Genomic DNA, 25719 nt, shown 5'->3' with positions numbered 1-25719 from the left:
TTTTGCTAGGCTAACCTAATGGTTTTGGCCCAGAGGGTAAAGAGGGACGTGAATATACAACTTGGTCGCGGCAAAGTAGTCCGCAGAGCATACGGCATTGATGAAATTGCCCTGGTACCAGGGCCAAGAACCCTGGACCCAAGCCTGGCCAACACCCGTTGGCAGATTGGCGGCATTGAGCGCGAGATTCCAATCATTGCCAGCGCCATGGACGGAGTTGTCGATGTAGACATGGCGATTCGCCTGTCGGAACTAGGGGCGCTGGGGGTGCTGAACCTGGAGGGCATTCAAACCCGCTACGATGATCCCAACCCCATTCTCGATCAAATTGCCTCGGTGGGCAAAGACGAGTTTGTGGGGCTGATGCAGTCTCTCTATTCTGAACCGATTAAGCCCGAGCTGATTACTCAGCGCATTCAGGCAATTAAGTCGGGCGGCGGCATTGCTGCGGTGAGCCTAACCCCGGCCGGAGCCGCCCGCTTTGGCGCTACCGTGGCCGAGGCGGGGGCTGACCTGGTGTTTGTACAGGCCACGGTGGTCTCTACGGCCCACCTGTCGCCCGCCGAAATCAGCCCCCTTGATCTGGCCGCCTTCTGCGCCGAAATGCCCATGCCGGTGATCTTGGGCAACTGCGTTACCTACGAGGTCGCCCTCAATTTGATGAAAGCCGGAGCCGCTGCCGTGATGGTTGGCATTGGCCCAGGGGCCGCATGCACCTCGCGGGGGGTGCTGGGTATTGGCATTCCCCAAGCGACAGCGGTGGCTGACTGCGCCGCTGCACGCGACGACTTTTTTGCCGAAACTGGCCGCTATGTGGCGATCGTAGCCGATGGTGGTCTAGTCACCGGCGGCGACATCTGTAAATGTATCGCCTGTGGGGCCGATGGCGTGATGATTGGCTCACCCTTTGCCCGCGCCGCCGAAGCGCCGGGTCGCGGTTTCCATTGGGGGATGGCGACTCCCAGCCCGGTGCTGCCTCGGGGCACCCGCATTAAGGTAGGCACTACCGGCAGCCTAGAGCAAATTTTGCGCGGCCCGGCTCAGCTCGACGACGGCACCCACAACTTTCTAGGGGCGCTGCAAACCAGCATGGGCACCCTGGGAGCCAAAGATCTCAAAGAAATGCAGCAGGTAGAGGTGGTGATTGCCCCTTCGCTGCTGACCGAAGGCAAGGTTTACCAAAAAGCCCAGCAGCTGGGCATGGGTAAATAAGTAGATCTGGCAGAGACTTAATAGTTAAGAGATGGCTTTGGTGAATCTAGATTCACCAAAGCCATTATTCGTATGGTCTCTAGGGTCTCTCCCCAGGTTTTGGCATTGGCAGCTATGGCAGAATTGGTGAAGGAGCTGGAGATCACCCATGGTTGATATGCAGCAGATCGAAGCACTGGGTCGGCAAATCGCCGAGCAGTTCAACCCCGATCGCATCATTCTGTTTGGCTCCTATGCCTACGGCGAACCCACTGCCGACTCCGATGTCGATCTACTAGTAGTTTTGCCCTTTGATGGCTATCCGGCTCGCAAAGCAGCAGAGATCCGTTGTCAGGTTAGACCGGGGTTTGCACTTGATTTGTTGGTGCGAACTCCTGAATACTTGACTCAGCGTTTGGCCATGCAGGACTTTTTTTTAGAAGATATCGTTAACAACGGTAAAGTGCTGTATGACAGCAACATTACAAGAGTGGATTGACAAGGCAGAGGGAGATTTTGGCACAGCTAGCCGAGAATTGCAGGTTAAGCAAATGCCAAATTACGATGCCGTTTGTTTCCACACCCAGCAGTGTGTCGAAAAATATCTCAAAGCAAGGCTGCTGGCCGCTGACATTCCCTTCCCTAAAATCCATGACCTGACGGCTCTGCTAACGCTACTTAATCCTGCAGAGCCTGAGTGGGAGCGTTTTCGCCCAGCCTTAGCACTGCTAACTGACTTCGCTGTTGAAGTTCGTTATCCAGGTTTCGCCGCTGACCAAGAGGTGGCAGAAGAAATGTACGAACTGTGTGCCGAGGTGCGGCAGGCCGTGCGGCAAAGCCTGGGACTGGCATGAGAGAGGCTAAGACGCCGAAAGAGAAACCGGGTTTCTTTTAGGCGATCGCCAGTCAACTCTGGCAGACACCCTAGAAACCCGGTTTCTTGGCCTCGCTACTTTGGGTCGATCTAGGGGCGGTGGGTGGCTAGCACCCCAAACAGGGCGGTGCTAGAGCCGTAGCAGATCTTGAGGCTGGTTTCTAGCACTGAGCAAGAATGGCAGACCGAATGAGACCGCCACCAAAAAAATTGGCTTTGACAAATATTTGTCAAAGCCAATCTCTCAAGGGGTTAGAAAGGAACCGAACGATCGCGATCTACTGGGGCGCTACCAGCTCCGAGTTGGCGCTAGCGCATGACCGCGAATTAGGCTGCCCACGGTTTTGGCGGTGATTTTCATCTGCACCAGGGGGTTGGCGGGCACTACGGTCTTGTAGAGGTAGCTGTCGAAGGTGAGCTTCTGCACATCCATGTCAGAGCACATTTCGACAAAGGCCTCGCGGGTGGCGTCGGAGCGGTAGAACACCGTCTGCAGCAGGTCGAGCACTTTGTAGGTAATGCCGTACTGCTTATCCCAGCGCTGGAGGTAGACCTTGAGGTCGGCTTCGGTAGGAATGCGAGCACCACTATTGGAAAATTCCACAATGGTTTCGGCGCACATGCGGGCCGACTTGGCAGCGAAGTAGATGCCCTCGCCGGAGGATTTGGTGACGGTACCGGCGGCATCGCCTACCAGGGCTACCCGACCGACGACGCGGCGGGGTCTGGGGTGCTCGGGGATGGGGTGGGCTTCGACTTTGATGATTTCGCCGCCCTCTAGGCGCTTGGCGGCGCGGGCGCGAATGCCCGCCTGGAGGCCTTTGATCTTGGCCTGGTTGACGCGCATAGTGCCGGTGCCAACCGCGACGTGGTCATACTTGGGGAACACCCAGGCGTAGAAGTCGGGGGAGACATCGTTGCCCACGTACATCTCAGCCAGGTCTTCGTAGTAGGCCATTTTGTCGTCGGGCAGGCGAATGCGCTCCTGAAAGGCGATCGCATAGTTATAATCCCCGGCCTTGATCGCCTTGGCCACCCGCGAGTTGGCCCCGTCGGCCCCAATCACCAGATCCACCTGGAGCGAGCGGTTGTCGCCCACCAGCCCGTCCTCGCGGTGCTCGGTGTAGTGCAGGGTATAGGCCCCATTCTCGGTGGTGGGAATTTCGAGGGTGTGAACGGTGCCGTTGATCAGCTTGGCTCCGTGCTGGGCGGCGCGATCGCGCAGAAACCCATCCAGCACTTCGCGGCGGCACATGCCGATGTATTCCTCATCCTTGAGGGTGCTGCCAATGTTGACCTCCACATTGGAGGGAGAAATCATCTTCATCTTGCGCACGCGGCGATCGATGATTTCAGGCGGCAGGTCAAACTCGTCAACCATGCACAGGGGAATAGCCCCACCACAGGGCTTAGCGTTATCGAGCTTGCGCTCGAAAAGGTACGTTTCAATACCGGCTTTAACTAATGTCTCGGCTGCCGAGGAGCCTGCCGGACCTGATCCTACTACTGCTACCCGAAGTACCAAGGGTGCCTACTCCACTATTGCAAAAAGCTACGGATGAATCGTATCACGGGATTTTGGGCATTTTGGGCCACCCTCACGGGTTGTAACTTGATTGAAACACTCGTTTACATTGAGTTATCCCCATCGGGCACCGACCTATTCTCTTGCTAGAGAAAATTCTATGGATGTGGTGGGGTGAGGGAGATAGAGGAGAAGGGTTCTCCAAAATTTTGGCGTCCACCTTTGCTGCCACGGCATTCCTCCTACTTGGGCATGGGTAAGCAGACGGACAGCTTACGCGCCGCAGGCTCATAGTCTGAGGAGATGGGCTTATTCGGCCTCTAAATCGACGCCTAACTCGTCGACGAGCCAGTTGATTACCTGCTGGCGTTCGCCGGGAGTGAGGTAGAAGCGGCCCGTCTGGCGGAGGCGATCGTTCATGGCTTCGGTATCGGCCAGGGTGAACAGCCCAGCGGTGGTGCCCAGGGTGCAGAGAACGTCGTCCTGGCCCTGCTGGTCAAGGTTGCCGTAGCGATAGCGGGCAATGTGTTTACCCAGGCGGTTGAAGTCGTAGCTGTCCTGGGAGAGCCGCTGTTTTTTGTCGTCGGGAATGGCTTCCCCCGCCGCGATTTTGGCGTAGTCGGTGTCCAGCATATCGATCCGGACGATCCGGGGTTGAAAATCAGAACTCAAGCTGCCTCCTTTGGCCTTGGCTTAGCCAGCATATCTAGCCAGGGTTGTCTAGCCAGAGGTACCAGGGTAATTGAACGATTGAGGATAGTCCTGGTTCTATTGGATAGTCTTCAGAAATGAGCTAAAACCGCTGCATCAACCCAGTTCAGCAATTTCTATCGCCTGGTAGGCCTCCTCCGAGATCAGATCGGTCTCTGCCTGCACCCGGTCGAGAAATACCTTGCCCTCTAGATGGTCGGCCTCGTGCTGAAAAATGCGGGCCACAAAGCCTTCCCACACCTGGCGCTGGGGTTGCCCGTAGCGATCGCAGTACTCCACCTCAATGACTCGATGGCGGGGCACCCGGCCGCGCACCCCCGGTACGCTGAGGCAGCCTTCCCAGCCCAGCTCTAGCTCATCGCTGGCAGCTACCAATCGGGGATTGATCATCACCACAGGCTCCATCAGGGGGGCGTGGGGATAGCGCAGGTTAGGGCGCGAAGCCACCACCAGAACCCGCAGCGAGTGGCCCAGCTGGGGGGCGGCAATGCCGACGCCGTTGGCCGCTTGCATGGTCTGCAGCAGACAATCGATGAGCTGCTGCAGTGGGTCAGCCCATGACTCCACGGGTTGAGCTACCTGGCGCAGCACCGGATGCCCCAGGGTTAACACCTGGGTCGCAGGCCCTGAGGGCTGGGGCTGGGGCGGTTGGGAGGGGTCTGGCATGGTCTCGGCCCTCGCAGAGTAAGGAGAATGAGTTGGGGGCAGTTATAAATACTGTAGTCATTGTATACATGCGCCCCGCGGGCTGGAGACCTGTGCTTCAATAGACCAGCAGGATGCCTCTGGCGTCTGACTCAATTGGAGCACAACGGGATCCGATTTTTGTCAAAACGCTATATGTGGAATCAGGGACATTTTTTAGCCATATATCTAGTACCCTAAAGATCCCCGATGCCGCCACGGCTGGGCTGCTCCAGTTTGAGGTCAGGTTTCGGGAGAGCGGCTACACCTCTTGGAAAACCCAATTCTGGTGCCCAGTTCTGGTGTCAGAATGCTAACGGGCTGGAGGTGGTGGCCCGATTGACTAACCCTGCGATATGTCTGCCCTTGGGCAGCGGTTCTTTAAGAGGTAAACCGTGGATCAGGCCCTAAATCGGTTGTGGGAAGAGGTGCTGAGCCAGCTTCAGGTGGAGCTGAGCCGCCCCACCTTTGAAACCTGGATCAAGCCCGCCCAGGCTCAAACGCTGAGCGATCGCGCCCTGGTGATTTCAACCCCCAACCCCTTTGCCCGCAACTGGGTGCAAAAGCACTACGCGGGCACCATTACCCAAGTGGTCAACAATATTTTGGGCAAGGCCATTGAGCTTCAGGTCACCGTGGTGCCCGAGGGGGAGAATGCCTCCGCTGCCCTGCTGCCCATGGCCGAAGTCAACTGGCCCACCCAGTCGCCATCCCTGCCAACGCGGCCCGCACCGCCCGCTCGCCAGGCTGCGGTAGTTGAGCCGGCCCCCGCCCAGGAAAACTACAACGACCTCAACCCCAAAGCGGTGTTTTCGCGGTTTGTGGTGGGGGCCAACAACCGGATGGCCCACGCGGCGGCCCTGGCCGTGGCCGAAGCGCCGGGGCGCGAGTTTAACCCGCTGTTTTTGTGCGGCGGGGTGGGCTTGGGCAAAACCCACCTGATGCAGTCGATTGGCCACTACCGCCAGGAAATTGCCCCCCAGGCGCGGGTGGCCTACGTGTCTACCGAGCAGTTCACCAATGACTTGATTACCGCCATTCGCCGCGACAGTATGCAGCACTTTCGCTCCCACTACCGGGATGTGGATATTCTGCTGGTGGATGACATTCAGTTTATTGAGGGCAAGGAGTACACCCAGGAGGAGTTTTTCCACACCTTCAATACGCTGCACGAAGCGGGCAAGCAGATTGTGCTGGCCTCCGATCGCCCCCCCAACCAAATTTTGCGCCTGCAGGACCGACTGATCTCGCGTTTCTCGATGGGGCTAATTGCCGATATTCAGGCCCCCGACTACGAAACTCGCATCGCCATTCTGCAAAAGAAGGCAGAGTACGAGCAGGTGCAGATTCCCCGCGAGGCGATCGAGTACATTGCCGCCAGCTACACCTCCAACATTCGCGAGCTGGAGGGAGCGCTGATTCGCGCGATCGCCTACACCTCGATTTCGGGCCTGCCCATGACTGTGGAGAATCTGATGGCGGTGCTCAACCCGCCCGCCGATAAGATCGAGGCGTCTCCTGGGGCCGTGGTGGCCGCCGTCGCCGAGCATTTTGGCGTCTCGGTAGACGACCTCAAAGGCTCGTCTCGGCGACGCGAGATCAGCCAGGCCCGCCAGGTGGGCATGTACCTGATGCGGCGACACACCGACCTCAGCCTGCCCAAAATTGGTGATGCCTTTGGCGGTAAAGACCACACCACCGTGCTCTACAGCTACACCAAAATTGAAAAGCTGCTCAAGCGCGATTTAGATCTGGCCCAGACCATTCGACAACTGGGCGATCGCATTACCATGGCCGAGCGTGGGGGCTAGGTGAGCCAGCGGGAGGGAGTGAAGCGGCCTTGTCAGAAAAGGGTGGCCCTAGAATAGGGAAAACCCGATTTTCCGTTGCCGTCATGGTCGCTGAACCACTCGAAAATGCCGTTCAGGTTGAAAGCCGTACCCAGTGGCGCGACTGGCTGGCGGCAAACCACACCCGCAGCAAGGGAATCTGGCTGATTACCTATAAAAAACAGCCCGGCCAACCCTACGTCTCGTACAACGATGTGGTCGAGGAGGCGCTGTGCTTTGGCTGGATTGACAGCAAGCCCAACAGGCTCGACGACGAGCGCACCATGCTGTGGATGGCCCCGCGCCAGCCGGGTACCGGCTGGTCGGCGCTGAATAAACAGCGCATTGAGGCCTTGACGGCGGCGGGGCTGATGATGCCCCCTGGGCTAGCTAAACTTGAGGCGGCAAAGCAAGACGGCTCGTGGGAAAAGCTCGATGCGATCGAGCGGCTGGAGATACCAGCGGATCTGGCGGCGGCGCTGGCGGCTAACGCCACAGCCAAGGCCAATTTTGAGGCGTTTCCTCGATCGGCTAAGCGCGGCATTTTGGAGTGGATTGCCAGCGCTAAGCGGGCCGAAACCCGCGATCGCCGCATTGCCGAAACCGTTCACTTAGCCGCGCAAAACATTCGCGCCAACAGCTGGCCCAAGCGCAGCTAGCGCGGTCAGGCCAAGCCCCTCTCACCCTTTGGATAGAGCCAGCGCTGAAGCGTTTCGCTGGCCGCCGCCAGCGGCAGAGGGCGAGAGAATAGGTAGCCCTGGGCGGCTTCGCAGCCGAGCTGCAGCAGCTGCGATCGCTGCTCTTCTGTCTCCACCCCTTCAGCGATGCAGTCCATCTCCAGGTTGTGGGCCAGGTCGACAATGGCCTGCACAATGCCCTGACGGCGGGGCTGCATTTGGTGGATAAAAGAGCGATCGATCTTGAGGGTTTGGACGGCAAACTGGCTGAGGTAGCGCAGCGACGAGTAGCCGGTGCCAAAATCGTCAATGCTGAGCTGCATGCCTCGGGCGGTAATTTCGGCCAGGGTTTGGGCAATGCTGCCCGACTGCTCCAGCAAAACGCGCTCGGTAATTTCTAGCTTGAGGCGATCGCCTCGCACGCCGGTTTCAGCCAAAATTTGATCGAGGGTGGCGATGAAGTTGGCGTCGCGAAACTGCTGCCCCGACACATTGACGCTGATGCGAAAATGCGGGTCTAGGGAGTAGTCGTTTTCCCACTGCTTAATGGTTTCGCACACCTGGCGCAAAACTTGGATCCCAACCGCTTTGATCAGCCCCGTGTCTTCGGCCAGGTCGATGAAATCGCCCGGCATAATCAGCCCCCGACTGGGGTGTTGCCAGCGCACCAGGGCCTCAAACCCCAGCAGCGCCTGGGCGGATAGCGAAATAATGGGCTGGTAATAGGTGATAAAGTCCTGCTGCCGAATCGCTAGGCGCAGATCGTTTTCCAGGTTGAGCAGCGCGATCGCTTCTTGATACATTTCGAGGCCAAAAATTTCGTAGCGGTTGCGGCCCAAAGCCTTAGCCCGGTGCAGCGCAATATCGACATCGCGAAAAATTTCGTTGCTGGTTCTGTAGGCGTTGTTGCCCATCAAAATGCCAATGCTAGCCGAGGTGAAAATGATTTTGCCGTCTACTTCGATTGGGCTTTCAAGCACGGTTTTAATCCGTTCTGCCACCTGAATCGCTTCTTTTAAATCGGTAATTCGGTCTAGAAAAATTACAAATTCATCGCCGCCCCAGCGCGACACCATATCGACATCGCGAACACAGCTCTTGAGCAAGCTGCTTACGGCGATCAGCAATTTGTCGCCGGTTAGGTGCCCCAGGCTGTCGTTGACCGCCTTAAAGCGATCGAGGTCGATCATCAGCAGGCCAAAGCAGGTCTGGCTGTAGCGGTGGCACTGCATAATTTCTAGCTCCAGGCGCTTGGCCAGCCAGTCACGGTTGGGCAGGTGGGTGAGCGCGTCGTGGAGCGAATCGTAGCGCAGCTGCTTCTCAATTTTGACCCGGCGGGTAACATCTCTGGAACTGGTGACCGTGCTTGTGATCTGCCCAGTTTCGTCGAGTACTGGCTTAGTCAGGGTCTCAAGCCAGAGATAGCGCCCCGACTGGCGACGAAATCGGTAGCAGAGGGGCATTACCTGAGCAGATTCTAGGGGCGCTTGGAAGTAGATTTGCACGTATTGCATATCGTCGGGGTGGCAAAAGTCGGCGAGCGATTTGCCGACGAGCGCTTCGGGGGCGTAGCCTAGCAGGGTTTGAGCCGACGGGCTGACGTAGAGAAACTGCCCGGCCGGGTCGTGCAGACAGACTAAGTCGCCCATGTGGTCGGCAATCAGCCGGTAGCGCAGTTCGCTATTGCGCAGGTCTTGTTCGACCTGTCGCCGCACCTGAATTTCTGCCTGCAGCGATTGGTTGGTGGTACCCAGTTCGTGGGTGCGCTGCTGCACCTGGTTTTCTAGCTCCTGGTTAAACTGCTGTAGCTGCAGCTGGGCCTGCCTGAGGCTCAGCTGGGTGCTGACCCTGGCCATCACCTCAACGGTCTTAAAGGGTTTGGTTACGTAGTCAACACCGCCCACGGTAAACGCTTTGACCTTGTCTAGGGCCTCGTCTAGGGCGCTGAGAAAAATGACCGGAATCGCTTCGGTGGCTGGGTCTGCCTTGAGGGTTTGACAGACGGTGTAGCCGTCCATATCGGGCAGCATAATATCGAGCAAAATCAGGTCGATGGGGGTAGATCGGGCCACCGTTAACGCCATGGTGCCGGTGAGCACACCCCGCGTTTCGTACCCCTGGGCAGATAGCTCCCGCGTCAGCAGATGCAGGTTGTCGGGGATGTCATCGACAATTAGAATAACGGGCTTAAGGCTGCAGGTGGTGCTCATCGTCCCCGAGGGTGAGGGTCATAAGTTTGTCAAACTGGAAGCTGTGGATCCAGCGGTGCAGGGTTTGACGAACGGCCGCTTGAGCGGGTGGCAGGGCCTCTATCAGCCGCAGTAGAGTTTGCTGGTCGGCCTGGGTAGCGGCCTGGTAGACGCGATCGCGCCAGGCCGCAGGCATCTCATTTAGACTACCCTTTGGCAGGTCAACAGCCCCAGGTGCGTCCACTACCACATCGGTCTCGAGCCGGGCATAGGTAAACTCCACCCCTAGGTGCTGCCCCAGCTTATCGACAATCACCTCTGGCTGAAAGGGCTTGCGAATGAAGTCGTCGCAGCCCGCCGAGAGCACCAGCGATTTTTCTTCATCAAAAACGCTGGCGGTGAGCGCAATAATGGCGGTGGCCTGACCCTGCATCTGCGCTTTAATCTGGCGAGTGGCTTCATAGCCATCCATCACCGGCATGCGCATATCCATCCAGATCAGGTGGGGCTGCCAGGTTTGCCACTGGGCGATCGCCTCTTGGCCGTTGCAGGCTTCGCGCACCTCAAACCCAAAATCGACTAGAAACTGCCGCAGCAACCGGCGATTGCTGAACTGGTCATCGACCACCAGCAGTCGGTAGAGCGGCTGGTGAGGGGCCAGCCCCGTGGCCTGACGCACCAGGGGGAGCGAGGGCAGCTGATCGGCGGTAGCCCGCTGCACCGGCACCATCACGCTAAACTGTGACCCCTGCCCGGGCTGGCTATGCACCTCGATCGTGCCCCCCATCAGCTGCACAAACTGATCGCTAATTCGCAGCCCCAGGCCGGTGCCCTCCTGACTAACCCGCCCGGTTTTAGTTTGAGAAAAAGCCTGAAACAACAGCCCTAGCTCCTCAGGGGCAATGCCAGGGCCAGAGTCAATCACTTCAAACCGCAGTCTGTAAGTTTGCGGATCGGGGGCAGTTGCCTGTAAAATTCGCAGGGTGACATGGCCCGCTTCGGTAAATTTGATTGCGTTGTTGAGCAGGTTCATGAGCACCTGGCGCAGCTTGCGCTCATCGGTTTGAATAAACTGCGGCAGGTCAGCCCCGCGCTCGATGGTGAAGTGAATCGCCTTGGTCTTGGCCCGCAGCGAAAAAATGCTCTCCAGGTTGGCAATCAAATCCGGCAGGCTAAAGGCCGTAGTGTTGAGGGTGAGGCGACCCGCTTCAATTTTGGCCAGGTCGAGCACATCGTTAATCAGCTCTAGCAGGTGTTCGCCGCTCGATTTAATCAGGTCTAGCTCGGCATAGTGCGGGGCTAAATCGGGCTGGCGGCGCAGCAGGTTAGTAAAGCCCAGCACGGCGTTGAGGGGCGTGCGCAGCTCGTGGCTCATGTTGGCCAAAAATTCGCTTTTGGCCTGGTTAGCCACTTCGGCTGTCTGCTTGGCCTGCTGCAGTTCCTGAAATTTTTGGGTCAGGGTGGTGGCCATCTGCTGAAAGTTTTGCACCAGCGATCGCAGCTCCAGTACCGGGCTGCTGGGCCAGTGAACCACCCGCCGCTCCTGTACCTGGGTTGGCAGGTTGGTGGTCACCTGGGCCAGCTCAACGATCGGATCGACAAACCGCCGGCTGAGCCAGGTGGCAATGGCCAGCGCCATCCCCGTCACCCCCATCAAAATCAGCAGGCTTTTGGTGTGCTCCTGCTGCACGCGATAGACCTGAGGCTGGGCCGCTGACGCGATGATCAACGTCCAGTCGGCGATCGCCGGCAGGGGTGTCTCTTGCACAAACAGGGAATTTCGCCAGCGCACAGCGTAGAGGTTACTGCCCAAGCGAGGCAACCACTGATAGGTGTCATCACTGAGGTGAATAACGTCGCCGGTTTGGCGGAGGTCAAACAGAGTGCCCCAGGGTTCTTCTAAATCGGTGCTGATCAGTACCCGATGATTGCGATCGACTAATGTCACCCGAAAATTGAGCGCGGTGGCGGTTTCGGCCATCATCGTCTGCAGGCTGGTCAGGTCGATTTCACCCCAAACTCGGCCTTCAACCCGTCCCTGGTTGAGAACCGACTGGCTCAGCAAAACGGTATTCTCCTGACGGGCATCGGCTCCCAGGCGATCGGCGGAGAAGACTGGCTCGGAAGCGGGGGCGCTGTAGCTGGCAAAGGGAATGCGGAGCACGTGGCTAGTGCCGTGATCGCTATCGGCCTGGGCCACAATTTGATTGGCACCGTTGGTCACAACCAGATGCTGAAAATCTGAGATCAGCGCTTGAATAGTCTCAGCCTGGGCCTGGACGGCCTGAGCCGGTAAAGACGTAGCCACCGCCTCAGCGGCAATCTGAGCCAGGGTTGTCGTGGCATTGGTATGGCGGTCATACCAGCTGTCAATGCGAGCCGCCAGGGGTTGAGAGAAGAGGTTGAGGTGAATCTGTTCTTCACTCACAATGTTGGCCACAATCCGATGGCTGTTGATCGCCATTAACAGCAGGGTAGGAAAGAAAGCGGCGGCCACCAGCAGGTTAAACAGCGTCTGCTGGAGCGATAGAGCGCTAGTCGACTGAGGTCGCCCCAGCCATCGGTATAGGGGGGTATAGGCCAGCAGCAGGCTGGCGACTAAGGCATTAAAAATGCCGTTGACCGCCTGCTTGAGCGCAATAATTTGGGTTTGGTTGGGGTCTAACCCCAACACCTGGTTGTAGAACAACCACACCAGCGGTATGCCCAGCACCACCCAGAACAGGGCACAGAGCAGCACCAGGTTGTGCTGGTGGCGGCGCAGGGCCAAACCCGCCACCACCAAAAACTCCGCCGCGAAAGTGACAATGGCGTAGGGGTGATTCCATAAAAAATAGGTGCAGCTGGCGGCAGTCAGGGCGGCGATCGCACCCCAGCGCATTCCGTAGAAGCTAAGCACCAGCCAAACCGCAATGGTGCCAAACAAAAAGTCGATGTGAAAGAAAAACGACCAGCGAAAGTAGTTGCCCAGCACGCCTAAAAGCAGCAAAATCCCTAAGCCGAGGCTACTCTGTCTCTGTTTTAAGGCTTTTTGCGGCAGCGACAATTTTCCCAATGCTTCCCCCATCGACCCTGACTGCTGCATGCGCTATCCCCACTGACAACGGCTTGAACTCAAATCGGTCTGGGTCGTTATCAGTGTCTCAAACCGTTTGAATTGATGGTAGCGGCTGCCTCTAAACCAACCCGGCACAGCCACTCCCTGACTTTAAGGTGCCCATAGGGTCGTAAAACCCACTTTGATTAAAGAAGTTAACCTACAGAGCTGTTTGAAACATTGGTGAACCAGTCTAGTATTACTCCTGATACTAGGCTCAGAGATTGACTTTGGCGGTTGATAAAACCCCTGATTGTCTTCTCGTAACCCTTGACTGGCAAACGCTTTGGCTTCTTCAGAAAAGGGTAAGTCGATGCCGCCATCGCCGTCTCGACCGCTGGTTGCACCCAGAGGGCCTGCCCACTAGCTGCAAAAGTTTGTTGACAAATCGAAACAGATGACACAGGACAGTGTCTAAGTTCGTTTTAGACTGTGGCCATTGGTCCAGTTTTTGGCCTATTTTTTCCGCCGCAGGTTTAGAAAACCTGTTATTGACTGTAACCTGAGGATGTTTAAACCCCTTATTGACGCCAATAGTTCTGTTTTTGTAGCTATAAGAGGATCGCTCTATGACGTTATTTGCTAGCGACAACGTTCTGGTTCCCATCGACTTCTCTGAAGAGGCCGATCGCGCCCTGAACAAAGCCCTCGCCTCTTTTGGAGACGCGACTACTAATATTCACGTCATCCACGTGCTCTCGTCGCTGGAGCCAACTCAACCGGGTATGGTTTGGCAAACGGTGGATGACCAAACTCGCATTGACCACATTAAAGCTCTATTTCACGAAAAATTTGCTGGTCAAGCTTATGAGCGCATCAAGTTTACGGTGAAGATTGGCAACCCCAGCTCTGAAATTATTGACTATGCCGAGGCCAATGCCATTGATCTAATCGTCATTTCTTCACGGGGCCGAACGGGGCTATCCAGATTTTTTCTGGGGTCTGTAGCTGAGCGGGTGGTGCGATTTGCTCGCTGCCCAGTCTTGGTTCTGCGCCATTAATACACCCTGGCGACACACCTTCAGACGATAGCTCCATTGGCCTGGGATGGAACTATCGTGTTTTTGCATGGTTGCTATCGAGGCTGTCTTTTGTTACCTAAGCGGGGGCACTTTAGGATTGGGGCAGCTAAAAAAATAGCAGCCCTAGTACTGGAGGTAAGTATGCTGTGGCTTTCTATAGGTCAAACCTCAGAAGCGCTGGACCCGATCGCGGTTAACAGTCGTCCCTGGGCAACGCTGGAAAAGTTTTGGCGGTTTTGCAAACTGTACGGTGACTATCAGGCTACACCGCCTCGTTTGCGGCGTCAGTTCATTATTAATTTGGAGCAGGCTCGTAAAAATGATCAGGTTTGCGGTGAGGTAGAACCCTGCGCTGAACTACCTCAATAACCATCAAGCCATCGTGCTCAATACTGCGTTAGGCCCAGGAGCTTAGGACATGAGTTAATAGCCAAAAAGCACAGTATTAAAACGCTACAGGCGCGCAAGTTTTTTACGGCGATCGCGCGTGAGTTGTGAAATACGTAGGGCAAGCGTTTCGCCTGCACGGGCAGCTTACCCGTTCTCCCCTTTGCGAATCAACTCGGATTGGGATGGAACTGCTGGCATTTACCCCTAGTTAAGACTCGTCAGAAGAGCTAACCGCAACCGGGCTGTAGGTTTGCATCTCGCCAGTGCTCAGCCGCTGCCAGTAGTCTTTTAAGTCGCCAGCAATTTCGTTGGAGAGAATGTAGCAGCCGATCAGGTTGGGAAAGGCCATACCCAGCAGCATCAGGTCGCTGAAGTCGATGATTATCCCCAGGCTGGTAAGGGTGCCCAGGAAAGTGCAAACCACGTAAATGACCTTGAACACAATGGTGGTGCGCTCGCCAAACAGGTAGGCCCAGGCCTGAATGCCGTAGTAGCTCCAGGAAATAATGGTGGAGAAGGCAAACAGGCAGACCGCAACACTGAGCACGATGGGGAACCAGCCAATTACCGATTCGAAGGCGCTGGCCGTCATGGCGACACCGCTAAGTTCTTCGCCAGTGTTTTGGTAAACGCCGGTCAGCACGATCGCGATCGCCGTCATATTACAGATCACGATGGTGTCGATGAAGGGCTCCAGCAGGGCCACAATGCCCTCGCGAATGTGCTCGTCGGTGCGGGCGGCTGCGTGGGCGATGGGGGCCGACCCCACCCCCGCCTCGTTGGAGAACGAGCTGCGGCGAATACCCTGCACCATCACCCCGACAATGCCGCCCACTGCGGCGGTGGGGGCAAAGGCCTCGCTGAAAATGGTGCCAATGGCGGCGGGCACCTGGCCAATGTTGGCCACAATCACAAAAATGCAGGCGATCGCGTAGATTGCCGCCATCGCAGGCACCAGCTTCTCGGCCACCGCGCCAATGCGGCGAATGCCGCCGATGATGACGAAGGCCGCCAGAGAGGCCAAGATCAGGCCAAACACCCAGGCGGGCAGGCCTGGAATTAGGCTAGAGATGGCGGCGTAGGCCTGGTTCGACTGAAACATGTTCGCGCCGCCCAGGCTGCCCCCCAGGCAGAGAATGCAGAACAGCACCGCCAAGCCCTGCCCTAGGGGCCGCATACCCTTGGGGGCTAGCCCTCGCGTCATGTAGTACATGGGGCCGCCGAGCACAGTGCCGTCGTTTTCGACACGGCGATACTTCACCGCCAGTGAGCACTCCACAAACTTGGTCACCATACCGCAGAACCCGGCCAGGGTAAGCCACACCATCGCCCCAGGGCCGCCGAGCTGAATGGCGATCGCCACCCCGGCAATATTCCCCAGCCCCACCGTGCCCGAAACCGCCGTAGCCAGGGCCTGAAAGTGCGACACCTCGCCCTCGTCGTGGGGGTCGTCGTACCGGCCTCGCACCACCTCAATGGCGTGCTTAAAGCCCCGCAGGTTGATAAATCCCATGCGAACGGTAAAAAACAGCGCCGCCACAAACAGCCACAGCACAATAAACGGAAATCCGTTCTCGCCGCCGACAGGGAAGAACAGCAGCAGCGCCATGACATCGACAATCGGCGCAAAGATGGCGTCTACCCCCGTAGCCGTCCCCTCCTGGGCCAGGGCCGGAGGAACGATGATCAGCAGCAGCACCGCCGCGAGCCCCAGCATTCCCCAGGGGCGGCGATGGTTGGGGGATTGCCTGGTACGGTTAGGCGGGGTCGCCACAGCGGGCTGAGCGGAGGGCAGTCTCTTGGTAGGGCTCATAGAGGTCTGGTGGTAGGGGAATGTAATGCTGCGTTTTATACCCCAAAAGGAGGGCGATCGCCGGGAATCTGTACATAAAACTTTTACTTATACCAGGTACAGATAGCAATTTTTGGCGGGGCCTACTGTTACTTCAGTCACTCTCTGCCTCCCCCAGTAGGGGCAACCGAACCTCGCAGTACAGAAATCGCCGCTTGTGAATTTCGCCGTCTGGGTCAAGAATTGCCCTTAGAGTAACCACTAGCTGAACCACTACCGAACCGCCATGACGACGATTCTGGAACAGGGCAATATCTCGATCCATACCGAGAATATTTTTCCGATTATCAAAAAGGCGCTCTACTCCGAGCACGAAATCTTTCTGCGCGAGCTGGTCTCCAATGCCGTAGACGCCATCAAAAAGCTCTCCATGGTGGCGCGATCGGGCGAATACTCGGGCGACATCAGCAGCCCCGAAATCGAAATCAAATTCGACAAAGACAAAAAAACCCTCAGCATCGCTGACACCGGCATCGGCATGACCGCCGATGAGATCAAAAAGTACATCAACCAGGTGGCTTTCTCCAGCGCCGAAGAGTTTATTACTAAGTACAAAGACAGTGCCGCCGAAGACCCGATCATCGGCCACTTTGGCCTGGGCTTTTACTCTTCGTTTATGGTGGCCTCCACCGTCGAGATCGACACCCTCTCTTACAAAGAGGGGGCCGAAGCGGTGCACTGGAGCTGCGACGGCTCGACCCAGTTTGAGCTGAGTGCCTCGGAGCGCAGCACCGTCGGCACCACCATCATCCTGCACCTGATGGAGGGCGAAGAAGAATATCTAGAGCCCGCCCGCATTCGGCAGTTGATTAAAACCTACTGCGACTTCATGCCGGTGCCGATCAAAATTGACGGCGAGGTGGCCAACAAGCACGAAGCCCCCTGGAAGCAGTCGCCCAGCAGCCTTACCGACGACGATTATCTAGAGTTCTACCGCTACCTCTATCCCTTCCAGGAGGACCCGCTGCTGTGGATTCATCTCAACACTGACTACCCCTTTGTGGTCAACGGCATTCTCTACTTCCCCAAGCTCAAGCCCGATATCGACATCACCAAGAGCAGCATTAAGCTCTACTGCAACCAGGTGTTCGTCACCGACAACTGCGAAGAGGTTGTACCCCGCTTCCTGCTGCCCCTGCGTGGCGTCATCGACAGCACCGACATTCCGCTCAACGTGAGCCGGAGCTTCTTGCAGGGCGATCGCACCGTGCGCCGCATCGCCGACTACATCGCCAAAAAAGTGGGCGACAGCCTCAAGGCCCTGTACCGCGACGACCCCGCCAAGTACATTGCTAGCTGGCAAGACCTGGGCAACTTCGTCAAGTTTGGCTCCCTCAACGACGACAAGTTCAAAGAGCAGGTCAAAGACATTCTCATCTTCCGCACCACCGCCAAACTGGGCGATGTTGAGGAAGCCCCCAAAGTCGAAGTGCAAACCGACGAGGGCGACGCCTGGGCCGAAGTCTCTGAGGCCGCCAAGCCCGCCACCGACGCCAAGGGCAACTTCTACACCACTCTGCAAGAGTACCTGGAGCGCAACAAAGACAAACACGAAAATCGCGTCTTTTACGCCACCGACGAAGTCTCCCAGGCTACTTACATTGAGCTATTCAAGAGCCAGGGCCTGGAGCTGCTGTTCATGGATTCGTTCATCGACACCCACTTTATTCCTACCCTGGAGCGGGAGTATTCGGATGTCAAATTCACCCGCGTTGATGCCGATCTAGACGATACCCTGCTCGACAAAGAGCAGCAGAGCGAAATTGTTGACCCCACTACCAACAAAACCCGCGACGATCAGATCAAGGAGATGTTCGAGAAGGCAATCAACCGCCCCCGCGTGAATGTCAAACCCCAGGCGCTCAAGGGCGAGGGCGCACCTCCGGCCATGGTGCTGCTGCCCGAAGAGGCCCGCCGCATGCAGGAAACCATGGCGATGATTCAGCAGCAGGAGATGCAGTTCCCCGACGACCACGTGCTGATGGTGAACACCGCCCACCCACTGATTCAAAACCTGCTGAGCCTGAGCCAGAGCACGATTATTGGGGCCGACGGCGGCAGCTCCCCGGCAGGCGATATGGCGACGATGATCTGCAACCAGGTCTACGACACGGCGCTAATGGCCCAGAAAGGGTTTGATGCCAATGGCATGAAGGCCTACGTGGAGCGATCGAACACGCTGCTGACCAAGCTGACTGAGCGATAAAAAACTCCTTCTGTAGCCAGACCTCCGGGTTCTTAAAGAACCCGGAGGTCTTTTTGTTTTTACAGGCCAAACCTGTCTATTCTCACTCTTGCTCGAACAGGGTCATGCGTTTGGTCAGTATTCGCATGACTTCGTTGGGGTTGACGGTGGGCAATGGCCGCGACCATTCTTCGGGGCGGGCGTAGCCTAGGCGATAGAGGGTGATCACACAGCCGTTGACGACTGGGGGTGAGCCGATCGCCAGTAGCCGCAATATGTCGGGAGATGGCTGATCTCTCAAGTCGATCAAGGGTTGCTGCGGTTCAGGGTCGGGCAGAAATGTCGCTTGAGCTAGGGTGATCAGGCGATCGCTTTGTCTTGTCTCTGGCATCATGGGTTTTAGCTCCATAGTGAGTCGCCCAGTCCCGAAGTTTTCCAGGCCCAAGGACTGGGCTTTGCATTTTTGTGGATGACTGTACAAAATATTGCCATCCAGTGGTTATAATCATCGCACAGGAATACCCATCAAGCAAACATAGTCTTACCGCAGAGGTGATACTTTCATGGGATGGGTATAGTCAACACCATTGCCGAATTTGTCACTGCTCAGGGCTGTAAGAATGCCTATGAGTTCTGGAAGACTACTGGGCTGTCTCAAGCGACCGCTTATAGGCTCTACAACAACCCAGACGCATTTCCGTCTAAAGAAACCCAGGATGCAATCTGTAAAACGTTTAACGCACAGCCTGGGGATTTTTTGCGCTATGTTTCAGATTGTGATGAGGACGATTAATATTGGAAGCCATAGATTGGATGATTACCTCATCTACGGTGTTCGCCAAGCATAACCAATCCATTCAAGGATTACCAATTTGTAAAGATCTGTGGGCAAGTCAAATCACTTTTTTGTAGTTAAAATGGCCGATCTGGGTTTTGCCTATCCCACAAGTGACTTCGCTAAATATATGCATTTTCAATTTTTTGGGAGTCGGCTGAGGCAGTACCGCACTGACTCAAAAGGACGTGGTAAAAGACGATTGAAAAAGCATTCCAGAGTGGTGCTGATTGCCTTATCAGTTATGACTGGGATAATACTCGTTACTGTACTACAACCGATTCTATGGCCTAGTGGGTTTGGACTAAGCCAAAAGACGTTTTGGGATTGGCTTGAGTTGCTAATAATCCCTTTGTCATTGGTAATTTTTAGTTTTTTCTTGCAAAATCGCCAGAAAAATCAAGAAGATAAACAGCGAGAATTGCTGCGAGAACGTGAAAGGACTCAGCAACAGGAACAAAATAGACGTGATGAAGAAAAAGCTAAAGAGGAAGTTATTCAAATTTACTTTGACCGAATTTCCACTCTCTTGATCAATGGTGAATTGCTATCGATTGCTAGTCGAGAAAGGCATGAAGTTACTGAAGAGCAACTCAATCAACTTAATGCAGCTAAGGCTGTCATCAGGGCGCGAACACTTTCTGTCTTGCGACGATTTTCAGATGATGGAGAACGGAAAAGTAGTGTAGTTCGTTTTTTGATTGAGACAGAAGTGATTAGCAAAATAGGTGTCCGTCTTAGCCATGCCGACTTGGGCGAAGCAAATCTTATGTTCGCTGACCTCAGTGGAACAGTCTTAAATGGAGCAAATATGAGCAAGGCAGATTTAACTGGAGCGGATCTCAGCAGAGCGGATCTCAGTAATGCAGACCTCAGGAATGCTAACATAGGGAACTCCTCTTTGGCTGGCTGTCTTCTATTTAGTACTAATCTTAGTAATTCCATTCTTGTCGGCGCTGACTTAAGCAGTGCTCAATTGTCCGGAGCAATTCTTAGCGGTTCTATTGTTGATCTTGCTAATTTTGATAATGCTGTTCTTAAGGGAACAGCATTGATTAATACGGATCTTAGTCTTTCGCATGTTACCCTAAATCAGATCTCCCAAGCTCTCCTTTGCAACACTATTCTTCCTAAAGGGATGGCTTTAGATTCAAATCGCGACTGCGAGAAGTTTGAAGTTGATTTTCAGAAAGTTGAGGGTTGATAATTAGGATGTCTTTTATGCTGATATCCTAATCCACAGTCGAATCTTGCTTAGCGAAACATTTCCTACAAAGACCCACTACAAAGCCGTCGCCACCTTCACTAATATTGTTCCTGATTGCTATATCTTTAGTGGTTCCTGGCCATGGCAAGTTCCTCAACCTGTTCTTCAAGATGACTGATCGCACTTGGCAAAAGGTAAATGGCATCATCCAGCAGGGGCACCAGGTAGCCTCCGGGGCTGCTCTCGATCGCCCCTATCCGGCTGGAACCATTGAAATGCAAACGCCTTTCTTCAAAGCTTTGGGCTTAGACTTGTCAGGCTACTTTCCAGGAACACTCAACGTTTCCATTAGCCCTCACACCTTTCAGCTCACCAATCCTAAATTCACCTTTCGCCAGGTCGAGTGGACCGATCGCCATCCTCCCGAAGATTTCTCTTTCTCGCGCTGTCGGCTTCTGCTTGAAGACTCAGCCTATGACAGCTGGATCTACTATCCTCACCCAGAGACCAAAAAGCGCAACTTTCAAAACCTATCTATCCTTGAAATTATCGCGCCACCAATACCCAACATCCAGTATGGAGACAGGGTTGCGATCGAGTATAACCCCCTAGAACTATTCATTGATTAGTCGGTTTTCTGTGGTGAGAGTTTCACAAAAACGAACTATTTTGCCGTTTTGAATTGAGCAACTTAGCAAACATCTCTAAGCTCCTGAGACATTAAGAGTAACGATATTTGAATAAGCTAAGGCTTTTATCACAACAGTCGTTGACTCCACTGAGTATGTATGCCATTATTTCGCCATCGCAGTTCCCGAATCGATTAGTCTATTCTTAATCTTCAGTTACCAAAATTTGCGCCAGCAGGCTGTGAGCGATCGCTAAAATCGGCATCGGTCTATTTTTGAGTTGTGAATTCAATAGCCTGAAAGCTAGACGTAATGTGTTAGATGCAAAACCGTTGAGGCTGCCCTATGGTTTATTTGCTGGCGCTGCTGATTGGCATTATTGCCGGTCTACGCACCATGACCGCGATCGCTGCCGTCAGCTGGGCCGCCTACTTGGGCTACCTCAACCTCGACGGCAGCTGGCTCGCCTTTTTGGGCTACCGCTTCACCCCCTGGATCTTGTCAGCGCTGGCGCTGGGCGAATTCGTCACCGATCAACTGCCCTTTACGCCCAGTCGTAAGGTGCCGGTCCAGTTTGGTGCTCGCATTCTCAGTGGAGCGATCTCAGGGGCGGCGATCGCCCTGGCAGGCGGCACCTGGGTAGGTGGGCTTGTCGCGGGTGCGGTGGGTGCGGTGATTGGCACGCTAGGCGGTGCGGCAGCTCGATCGCGGCTTGCGACCGCTTTGGGCCGTGACCTACCGGCGGCGCTGATCGAAGATGCGATCGCCGTCGTCGGTGCAGTTTTAGTTGTGGGGCTGCTGTAATGACTCAATCCTTTGATGCGGTGATCATTGGGGCTGGTCAGGCCGGGCCACCGCTGGCCGGACGACTGACCGCAGCAGGCATGACCGTAGCGCTAGTTGAGCGGCATCTGTTGGGCGGTACCTGCGTTAACACCGGCTGCACACCGACCAAAACCCTGGTCGCCAGCGCCTACGCCGCGCACTTAGCCCGCCGCGCCACCGACTACGGCGTGGTAATCTCGGGCGCGATCGAGGTCGATATGGCCCAGGTCAAGGCGCGGACTAATGCCATAGTCGCGAACTCTCGCAGCGGGGTCGAGGCCTGGCTTGGCAGCATGGAGCATCTGACCGTGTTCCATGGTCAGGCCCAATTTGAAAGCGCAAACACCCTGCGGGTTGGCGACAAACTCCTGACCGCGCCGCAAATTTTTATTAACGTCGGCGGGCGGGCGCGGGTGCCCGAAATGCCCGGCATACACGAAATTGATTATCTCACCAACACCTCAATGCTGGCGCTCGACAGTCTGCCTCGTCACTTGGTGGTGATAGGCGGCAGCTACATTGGTCTGGAGTTCGCCCAGATTTACCGTCGCTTCGGGGCAGCGGTAACGGTAGTTGAGAAAGGCCCGCACCTGGTTTCCCGCGAGGATGAGGATATATCTGCCGCCATTGAAGAGATTCTTGAGGCCGAGGGTGTACAGGTGCGCACTGGAGCGGAGTGTATTGCCTTTGCTCCCCACGCTGAGGGGGTAGCCGTACAACTTAACTGCACTGAGGGAGAGCCGGAGGTCGTGGGTAGTCATGTGCTGTTGGCGGTGGGGCGTCAACCCAATACCGATGATCTGGGCCTCGATCGCGCTGGTATAGCCACAGACAAGCACGGCTACATCACGGTCGACGATCAGCTCCGCACCAGCGTGCCGGGCATCTGGGCCTTGGGCGACTGCAATGGCCGGGGTGCCTTCACCCATACTTCCTACAACGATTTTGAGATTGTCGCGGCTAATCTGCTCAATGGCGAGGCTCGGCGGGTGAGCGATCGCATTCCCGGTTACGCGCTTTACATCGACCCACCCCTTGGGCGCGTCGGCATGACCGAGACTCAAGCGCGTGCTGCAGGCCGTCCACTGGTCATCGGCACCAGACCGATGACACAGGTGGGCCGGGCGATCGAGAAGGGCGAAACCCAGGGCTTAATCAAAGTTGTGGCCGATGCCGAAACCCAGCGCATTCTGGGGGCTGCGATTTTGGGTACGGGCGGCGATGAGGCCATCCACGGAATTCTCGATATCATGAACGCCGATCAGCCCTACGCCACGCTGCAGTGGGCGGTACCGATTCACCCCACGGTATCCGAGCTGATTCCAACGGTTATAGGTGCTATGCAGCCAGCAACCTAGGCAAGTCTCGCCAGCCTGGCTAAGCCCAAACGGCTGGCTCCGCAGCGCCGGATTGCTTAATCGAGGTGAATTTTGAGGTAAACCCTAGGAGTTAACAAACTCCCAATGGCAGTATAGAACGCAGCCACGCCGCGAACTTACCCCATTAGAATCACGTTATCCAGCACGTGGATGATACCGTTGTCGGCCTCAATGTCGGCGGCAAGCACCGTGGCATTTTTGACCTCAAATCCTTCAGTACCATCGATCGGAATCGGCGCGCCTTCCAGCGACTCCACCGTGCCCAGCTTGATCAACTCGTCCTTGGTGTACTTGCCAGACACCACGTGAAATTTGAGAATGCGGCCTAGCTGGGGCGGGTTTTGCACCAGGGTTTGCACCGTACCGGGGGGCAGTTTGGCGAAGGCGTCATCGTTGGGCGCAAATACGGTAAAGGGGCCAGGGCTTTGCAGCGCTTCGACCAATCCAGCGGCCTGAACGGCGGCGACCAGAGTGGAGAAGCCTTCGTTATTGACGGCGATATCGACGATGGTAGGCATAGGGGTGGATGGGTAGGGGGTGGGCGGGTAGGCGGGTGGGCGGGTAGGCGGGTGGATGGGTTAGAGCGTGAAGAACCTGCGGCAGGAAAAGTTCAAAATGATCAATGCGAAATTCAAAAGGGAAGTTCATTTTGAACTTTGAATTTTGCATTGCCTACCCTTGTTCATCCACTCATCCACCCATCTATCCTTCTACCGATACTCCTGGCGCTGAATATCGCGCAGGCGGGCTTCGGGACGCACAAAGCGATCCATCTGGGCCTCAAAGAACTTGCGGTTGGCCATCAGGTGGCGAGGGTTTTGGTCGTCTAGCGGGTAGAGCAGGGCGGTGCGCAGGGCCTGAATCACTGCTGACGTGACGTTGTACATCGATCGCTGGAAGGTGATCCCCAGCTGAATCAGCATGTCGTCTTCGCCCCGACAGTGCTGGTTGTAGTAGTCGAGCAGGTAGGGGGGCAAAAAGTGGAGCATATCCTGCATCAGCAGCGTGGGGGGAATGCCCGCGCTGCCGACGGGGAAGACATCGGCGTAGAGAATGCCGTAGTGAAAGTCGTTTTGATCTTCGGGCACCTGCCCCGCTTGGGCGTTGTAGGATTTGGTGCCCCGGAAAGGGGCGGTGCGGTAGAACACGGCTTCGACGTAGGGCAAAGCTGCTTCGTAAAGCCAGGTAAAGCCGCAGGATTTGGGAATCAGCTCAAAGCACTCGTCGCCCACGTAGACGTGGTGGTAAATGGGGCGACCCGCAACTGCAAAAATGCCGTTGACCAAAAAGTTCATGGCGTCGGGCACGCCGGCAAAGCCACCTTCGTCGTAGATGTCGCTCATCTCAAAAAAGACGGGGGCCATCACTTCCCAGAACAGGCCCAGGTTGGAGTAGTAGGAGAGTTCGCGGCACTTTTCGTAGAACATCTCGGGGAACAGCTTGTGCAACCCCAGCATGACCGGGTTGCCCTTAAAGTAGGCGGCAATGGCGCGATCGCACGCTTGCTTATACTCCTCGGTGTACAGGTAATCGTTGAACCGACCGCCCATGTCCTGGTGCCAGAGCATGGCCTTCATACAGGCTTCGGCAAACTCCATGTTGACGCGATCGTGCCAGAGGTGCAAAAACAGCTTGGGCAACTTGCGCTTGGTTTCCCCTTTAGCCATAAACTCCAGCAGCTCGGGGTGAGCCGTGGCCTCGCCCCGCCAGATTCGCAGATCGGCGGTGTCGCCTGCGTAGTGGTTGGGCAGATCCAAATACTCCTGGGGCAGAAAGTACTTAAAGGCGGGCACGGGGTTGAGGAATACCCGCTCGGCAATGTAGAGCAGGTCACGCCAGTAAAAATCCATCGGCACGGCATAGGCCTTATAGATGCCGATGATCTGCATCAGGTTGTCGGGCGTATCGGGCAGCATCGAACCGCCTGCCTCTAGCCGATGGATGACATCGGCGTGGGGATGGGTCGATGCGGGAATCAGGGGTTTGGTTGCGGTGAGGGTAGGCATAGGGGTGGATGGGTGAGTGGGTGGAYKGKCKSKKRKANNNCAAAATTCAAAGTTCAAAATTCAAAGATGACGGGCCGTTTTGAATTTTGAATTGTTCATTTTGAATTCTCAATTCTCTCTATGCTGAGACAGGCGATTTAGGAGGCTATTCATGGGCAAAAAAGCAAGGATTCGGCCAATTTCGATCTGTCTGCTGCGGCGGGGGGAGGAGATTTTGGTGCATGAGAGCTACGACTCGGTCAAGGAGCGGGGCTTTGCGCGACCCCTGGGGGGTGGCATTGACTTTGGCGAAACCAGCGCCGATGCGGCCATTCGAGAAATTAAGGAGGAGCTGGGGGTAGATATTACCGGGGTTGTGTTACTGGGCATCGTGGAGAACATTTTCGTCTACGAGGGGGCACCGGGGCACGAGATCGTGTTTGTCTACGACGGGCGGTTTGTGGATGAATCGCTGTATGAACAGGAGAGTCTGATGGCGATGGAGGGGAAGCGGCAGTTTGAGGCGGTATGGCGATCGCCCTCTGCCCTCCGCACTGGCCCTCACCGCCTCGTTCCCGAACAACTCTGGGATTTTCTCTAATCCCTGCCCCTGACCGATCGCCCGTAGGGTGC

22 protein-coding genes are annotated in these 25719 nt (G+C 55.9%); 13 read left to right on the top strand and 9 right to left on the bottom strand.

From position 1 onward, the window contains the following. Positions 1-48: 48 nt before the first annotated feature. From IQ265_RS12650 to IQ265_RS12640, 3 genes are all read left to right on the top strand, one after another. The gene (locus tag IQ265_RS12650) at positions 49-1212 is read left to right on the top strand and encodes a GuaB3 family IMP dehydrogenase-related protein (RefSeq protein ID WP_194054072.1); all 1164 of its coding nucleotides are present in this window, start codon (positions 49-51) and stop codon (positions 1210-1212) included. A gap of 148 nt (positions 1213-1360) precedes the next feature. Next, on the top strand, positions 1361-1690 hold the full coding sequence (locus tag IQ265_RS12645; protein ID WP_194054070.1) for a nucleotidyltransferase domain-containing protein: 330 nt from the start codon (positions 1361-1363) through the stop codon (positions 1688-1690). Next, positions 1662-2045, top strand: a complete 384-nt coding sequence (locus tag IQ265_RS12640; RefSeq protein ID WP_194054068.1) for a HEPN domain-containing protein — start codon at positions 1662-1664, stop codon at positions 2043-2045. Before IQ265_RS12645 ends, IQ265_RS12640 begins: the two co-directional genes overlap by 29 nt. A 309-nt stretch (positions 2046-2354) precedes the next feature. Here IQ265_RS12640 and chlP read toward each other — a convergent pair whose 3' ends face one another. The 3 genes from chlP to def all read right to left on the bottom strand — a co-directional run bounded on the left by chlP (position 2355) and on the right by def (position 4967). Further along, complete coding sequence (gene chlP / locus IQ265_RS12635) at positions 2355-3590, bottom strand: geranylgeranyl reductase (RefSeq protein WP_194054066.1); 1236 nt, start codon at positions 3588-3590, stop codon at positions 2355-2357. 309 nt (positions 3591-3899) lie between these two features. Next, a complete protein-coding gene (locus IQ265_RS12630; RefSeq protein WP_194054064.1) occupies positions 3900-4262 on the bottom strand; it encodes a hypothetical protein in 363 nt (120 codons plus the stop codon). A 135-nt stretch (positions 4263-4397) separates the two neighbouring features. Next, positions 4398-4967, bottom strand: coding sequence for a peptide deformylase (gene def / locus IQ265_RS12625; RefSeq protein ID WP_194054062.1), 570 nt, complete (start codon positions 4965-4967; stop codon positions 4398-4400). A gap of 413 nt (positions 4968-5380) precedes the next feature. On the opposite strand from def, the gene dnaA reads away from it, so the two are divergent. Then, positions 5381-6796 carry a chromosomal replication initiator protein DnaA gene (gene dnaA / locus IQ265_RS12620; protein ID WP_194054060.1) on the top strand — a complete coding sequence of 472 codons (1416 nt, stop codon included), beginning with the start codon at positions 5381-5383 and terminating at the stop codon, positions 6794-6796. Between the two features lie 83 nt (positions 6797-6879). Next, positions 6880-7473, top strand: coding sequence for a YdeI/OmpD-associated family protein (locus IQ265_RS12615; RefSeq protein ID WP_194054058.1), 594 nt, complete (start codon positions 6880-6882; stop codon positions 7471-7473). 5 nt (positions 7474-7478) lie between these two features. On the opposite strand, the gene IQ265_RS12610 is transcribed toward IQ265_RS12615, so the two are convergent. Both IQ265_RS12610 and IQ265_RS12605 read right to left on the bottom strand, forming a co-directional pair. Then, positions 7479-9701: an EAL domain-containing protein gene (locus IQ265_RS12610; RefSeq protein WP_194054056.1), complete on the bottom strand. Its 2223-nt coding sequence runs from the start codon at positions 9699-9701 to the stop codon at positions 7479-7481. After that, a complete protein-coding gene (locus IQ265_RS12605; protein ID WP_228037851.1) occupies positions 9679-12669 on the bottom strand; it encodes an ATP-binding protein in 2991 nt (996 codons plus the stop codon). The genes IQ265_RS12610 and IQ265_RS12605 overlap by 23 nt, the downstream gene beginning before the upstream one ends. 677 nt (positions 12670-13346) lie before the next feature. Between IQ265_RS12605 and IQ265_RS12600 the strand changes: the two genes are divergently transcribed. Both IQ265_RS12600 and IQ265_RS12595 read left to right on the top strand, forming a co-directional pair. After that, complete coding sequence (locus tag IQ265_RS12600) at positions 13347-13778, top strand: universal stress protein (protein ID WP_194054054.1); 432 nt, start codon at positions 13347-13349, stop codon at positions 13776-13778. A 162-nt stretch (positions 13779-13940) separates the two neighbouring features. After that, entirely contained in the window at positions 13941-14168 is a 228-nt protein-coding gene (locus IQ265_RS12595; protein WP_194054052.1) for a hypothetical protein, read from the top strand. Positions 14169-14397: 229 nt separating this feature from the next. On the opposite strand, the gene IQ265_RS12590 is transcribed toward IQ265_RS12595, so the two are convergent. Beyond that, positions 14398-16002, bottom strand: coding sequence for an alanine/glycine:cation symporter family protein (locus IQ265_RS12590; RefSeq protein WP_228037850.1), 1605 nt, complete (start codon positions 16000-16002; stop codon positions 14398-14400). A gap of 265 nt (positions 16003-16267) precedes the next feature. On the opposite strand from IQ265_RS12590, the gene htpG reads away from it, so the two are divergent. After that, the gene (gene htpG / locus IQ265_RS12585) at positions 16268-18247 is read left to right on the top strand and encodes a molecular chaperone HtpG (RefSeq protein WP_194054050.1); all 1980 of its coding nucleotides are present in this window, start codon (positions 16268-16270) and stop codon (positions 18245-18247) included. An 82-nt stretch (positions 18248-18329) separates the two neighbouring features. Here the strand turns inward: htpG and IQ265_RS12580 are convergent, their stop codons facing one another. Next, entirely contained in the window at positions 18330-18635 is a 306-nt protein-coding gene (locus IQ265_RS12580) for a hypothetical protein (RefSeq protein ID WP_194054048.1), read from the bottom strand. 475 nt (positions 18636-19110) lie between these two features. On the opposite strand from IQ265_RS12580, the gene IQ265_RS12570 reads away from it, so the two are divergent. From IQ265_RS12570 to IQ265_RS12555, 4 genes are all read left to right on the top strand, one after another. Beyond that, positions 19111-20265, top strand: a complete 1155-nt coding sequence (locus IQ265_RS12570; protein WP_194054044.1) for a pentapeptide repeat-containing protein — start codon at positions 19111-19113, stop codon at positions 20263-20265. 173 nt (positions 20266-20438) lie between these two features. After that, a complete protein-coding gene (locus IQ265_RS12565) occupies positions 20439-20897 on the top strand; it encodes a hypothetical protein (RefSeq protein WP_194054042.1) in 459 nt (152 codons plus the stop codon). Between the two features lie 345 nt (positions 20898-21242). Beyond that, positions 21243-21701: a DUF4126 domain-containing protein gene (locus tag IQ265_RS12560; protein WP_194054040.1), complete on the top strand. Its 459-nt coding sequence runs from the start codon at positions 21243-21245 to the stop codon at positions 21699-21701. Next, a complete protein-coding gene (locus IQ265_RS12555) occupies positions 21701-23080 on the top strand; it encodes an FAD-containing oxidoreductase (protein WP_194054038.1) in 1380 nt (459 codons plus the stop codon). Before IQ265_RS12560 ends, IQ265_RS12555 begins: the two co-directional genes overlap by 1 nt. A gap of 137 nt (positions 23081-23217) precedes the next feature. Here the strand turns inward: IQ265_RS12555 and IQ265_RS12550 are convergent, their stop codons facing one another. Together IQ265_RS12550 and IQ265_RS12545 are read right to left on the bottom strand one after the other, a co-directional pair. Continuing rightward, complete coding sequence (locus IQ265_RS12550; protein WP_106903506.1) at positions 23218-23619, bottom strand: fasciclin domain-containing protein; 402 nt, start codon at positions 23617-23619, stop codon at positions 23218-23220. Between the two features lie 192 nt (positions 23620-23811). Further along, positions 23812-25107 (bottom strand): CO2 hydration protein, encoded by a 1296-nt coding sequence (locus IQ265_RS12545; protein WP_194054036.1) that lies wholly within the window; start codon positions 25105-25107, stop codon positions 23812-23814. Between the two features lie 151 nt (positions 25108-25258). On the opposite strand from IQ265_RS12545, the gene IQ265_RS12540 reads away from it, so the two are divergent. Next, a complete protein-coding gene (locus IQ265_RS12540; protein WP_194054034.1) occupies positions 25259-25687 on the top strand; it encodes an NUDIX hydrolase in 429 nt (142 codons plus the stop codon). Positions 25688-25719: the final 32 nt, after the last annotated feature.

Origin of the sequence: Nodosilinea sp. LEGE 06152 (assembly GCF_015207525.1) — a bacterium.
Lineage (GTDB): Bacteria > Cyanobacteriota > Cyanobacteriia > Phormidesmidales > Phormidesmidaceae > Nodosilinea.
This window is presented reverse-complemented; position numbering and strand designations above follow the sequence as displayed.

Excerpts from the sequence above, each read along its gene's own strand:
- IQ265_RS12645 (WP_194054070.1), top strand. The coding sequence starts at position 1,361 with ATGGTTGATATGCAGCAGATCGAAGCACTGGGTCGGCAAATCGCCGAG.
- IQ265_RS12640 (WP_194054068.1), top strand. The coding sequence starts at position 1,662 with ATGACAGCAACATTACAAGAGTGGATTGACAAGGCAGAGGGAGATTTT.
- def (WP_194054062.1), bottom strand. The coding sequence starts at position 4,967 with ATGCCAGACCCCTCCCAACCGCCCCAGCCCCAGCCCTCAGGGCCTGCG.
- IQ265_RS12615 (WP_194054058.1), top strand. The coding sequence starts at position 6,880 with ATGGTCGCTGAACCACTCGAAAATGCCGTTCAGGTTGAAAGCCGTACC.
- IQ265_RS12610 (WP_194054056.1), bottom strand. The coding sequence starts at position 9,701 with ATGAGCACCACCTGCAGCCTTAAGCCCGTTATTCTAATTGTCGATGAC.
- IQ265_RS12600 (WP_194054054.1), top strand. The coding sequence starts at position 13,347 with ATGACGTTATTTGCTAGCGACAACGTTCTGGTTCCCATCGACTTCTCT.
- IQ265_RS12595 (WP_194054052.1), top strand. The coding sequence starts at position 13,941 with ATGCTGTGGCTTTCTATAGGTCAAACCTCAGAAGCGCTGGACCCGATC.
- IQ265_RS12590 (WP_228037850.1), bottom strand. The coding sequence starts at position 16,002 with ATGAGCCCTACCAAGAGACTGCCCTCCGCTCAGCCCGCTGTGGCGACC.
- htpG (WP_194054050.1), top strand. The coding sequence starts at position 16,268 with ATGACGACGATTCTGGAACAGGGCAATATCTCGATCCATACCGAGAAT.
- IQ265_RS12580 (WP_194054048.1), bottom strand. The coding sequence starts at position 18,635 with ATGGAGCTAAAACCCATGATGCCAGAGACAAGACAAAGCGATCGCCTG.
- IQ265_RS12565 (WP_194054042.1), top strand. The coding sequence starts at position 20,439 with ATGACTGATCGCACTTGGCAAAAGGTAAATGGCATCATCCAGCAGGGG.
- IQ265_RS12560 (WP_194054040.1), top strand. The coding sequence starts at position 21,243 with ATGGTTTATTTGCTGGCGCTGCTGATTGGCATTATTGCCGGTCTACGC.
- IQ265_RS12555 (WP_194054038.1), top strand. The coding sequence starts at position 21,701 with ATGACTCAATCCTTTGATGCGGTGATCATTGGGGCTGGTCAGGCCGGG.
- IQ265_RS12550 (WP_106903506.1), bottom strand. The coding sequence starts at position 23,619 with ATGCCTACCATCGTCGATATCGCCGTCAATAACGAAGGCTTCTCCACT.
- IQ265_RS12545 (WP_194054036.1), bottom strand. The coding sequence starts at position 25,107 with ATGCCTACCCTCACCGCAACCAAACCCCTGATTCCCGCATCGACCCAT.
- IQ265_RS12540 (WP_194054034.1), top strand. The coding sequence starts at position 25,259 with ATGGGCAAAAAAGCAAGGATTCGGCCAATTTCGATCTGTCTGCTGCGG.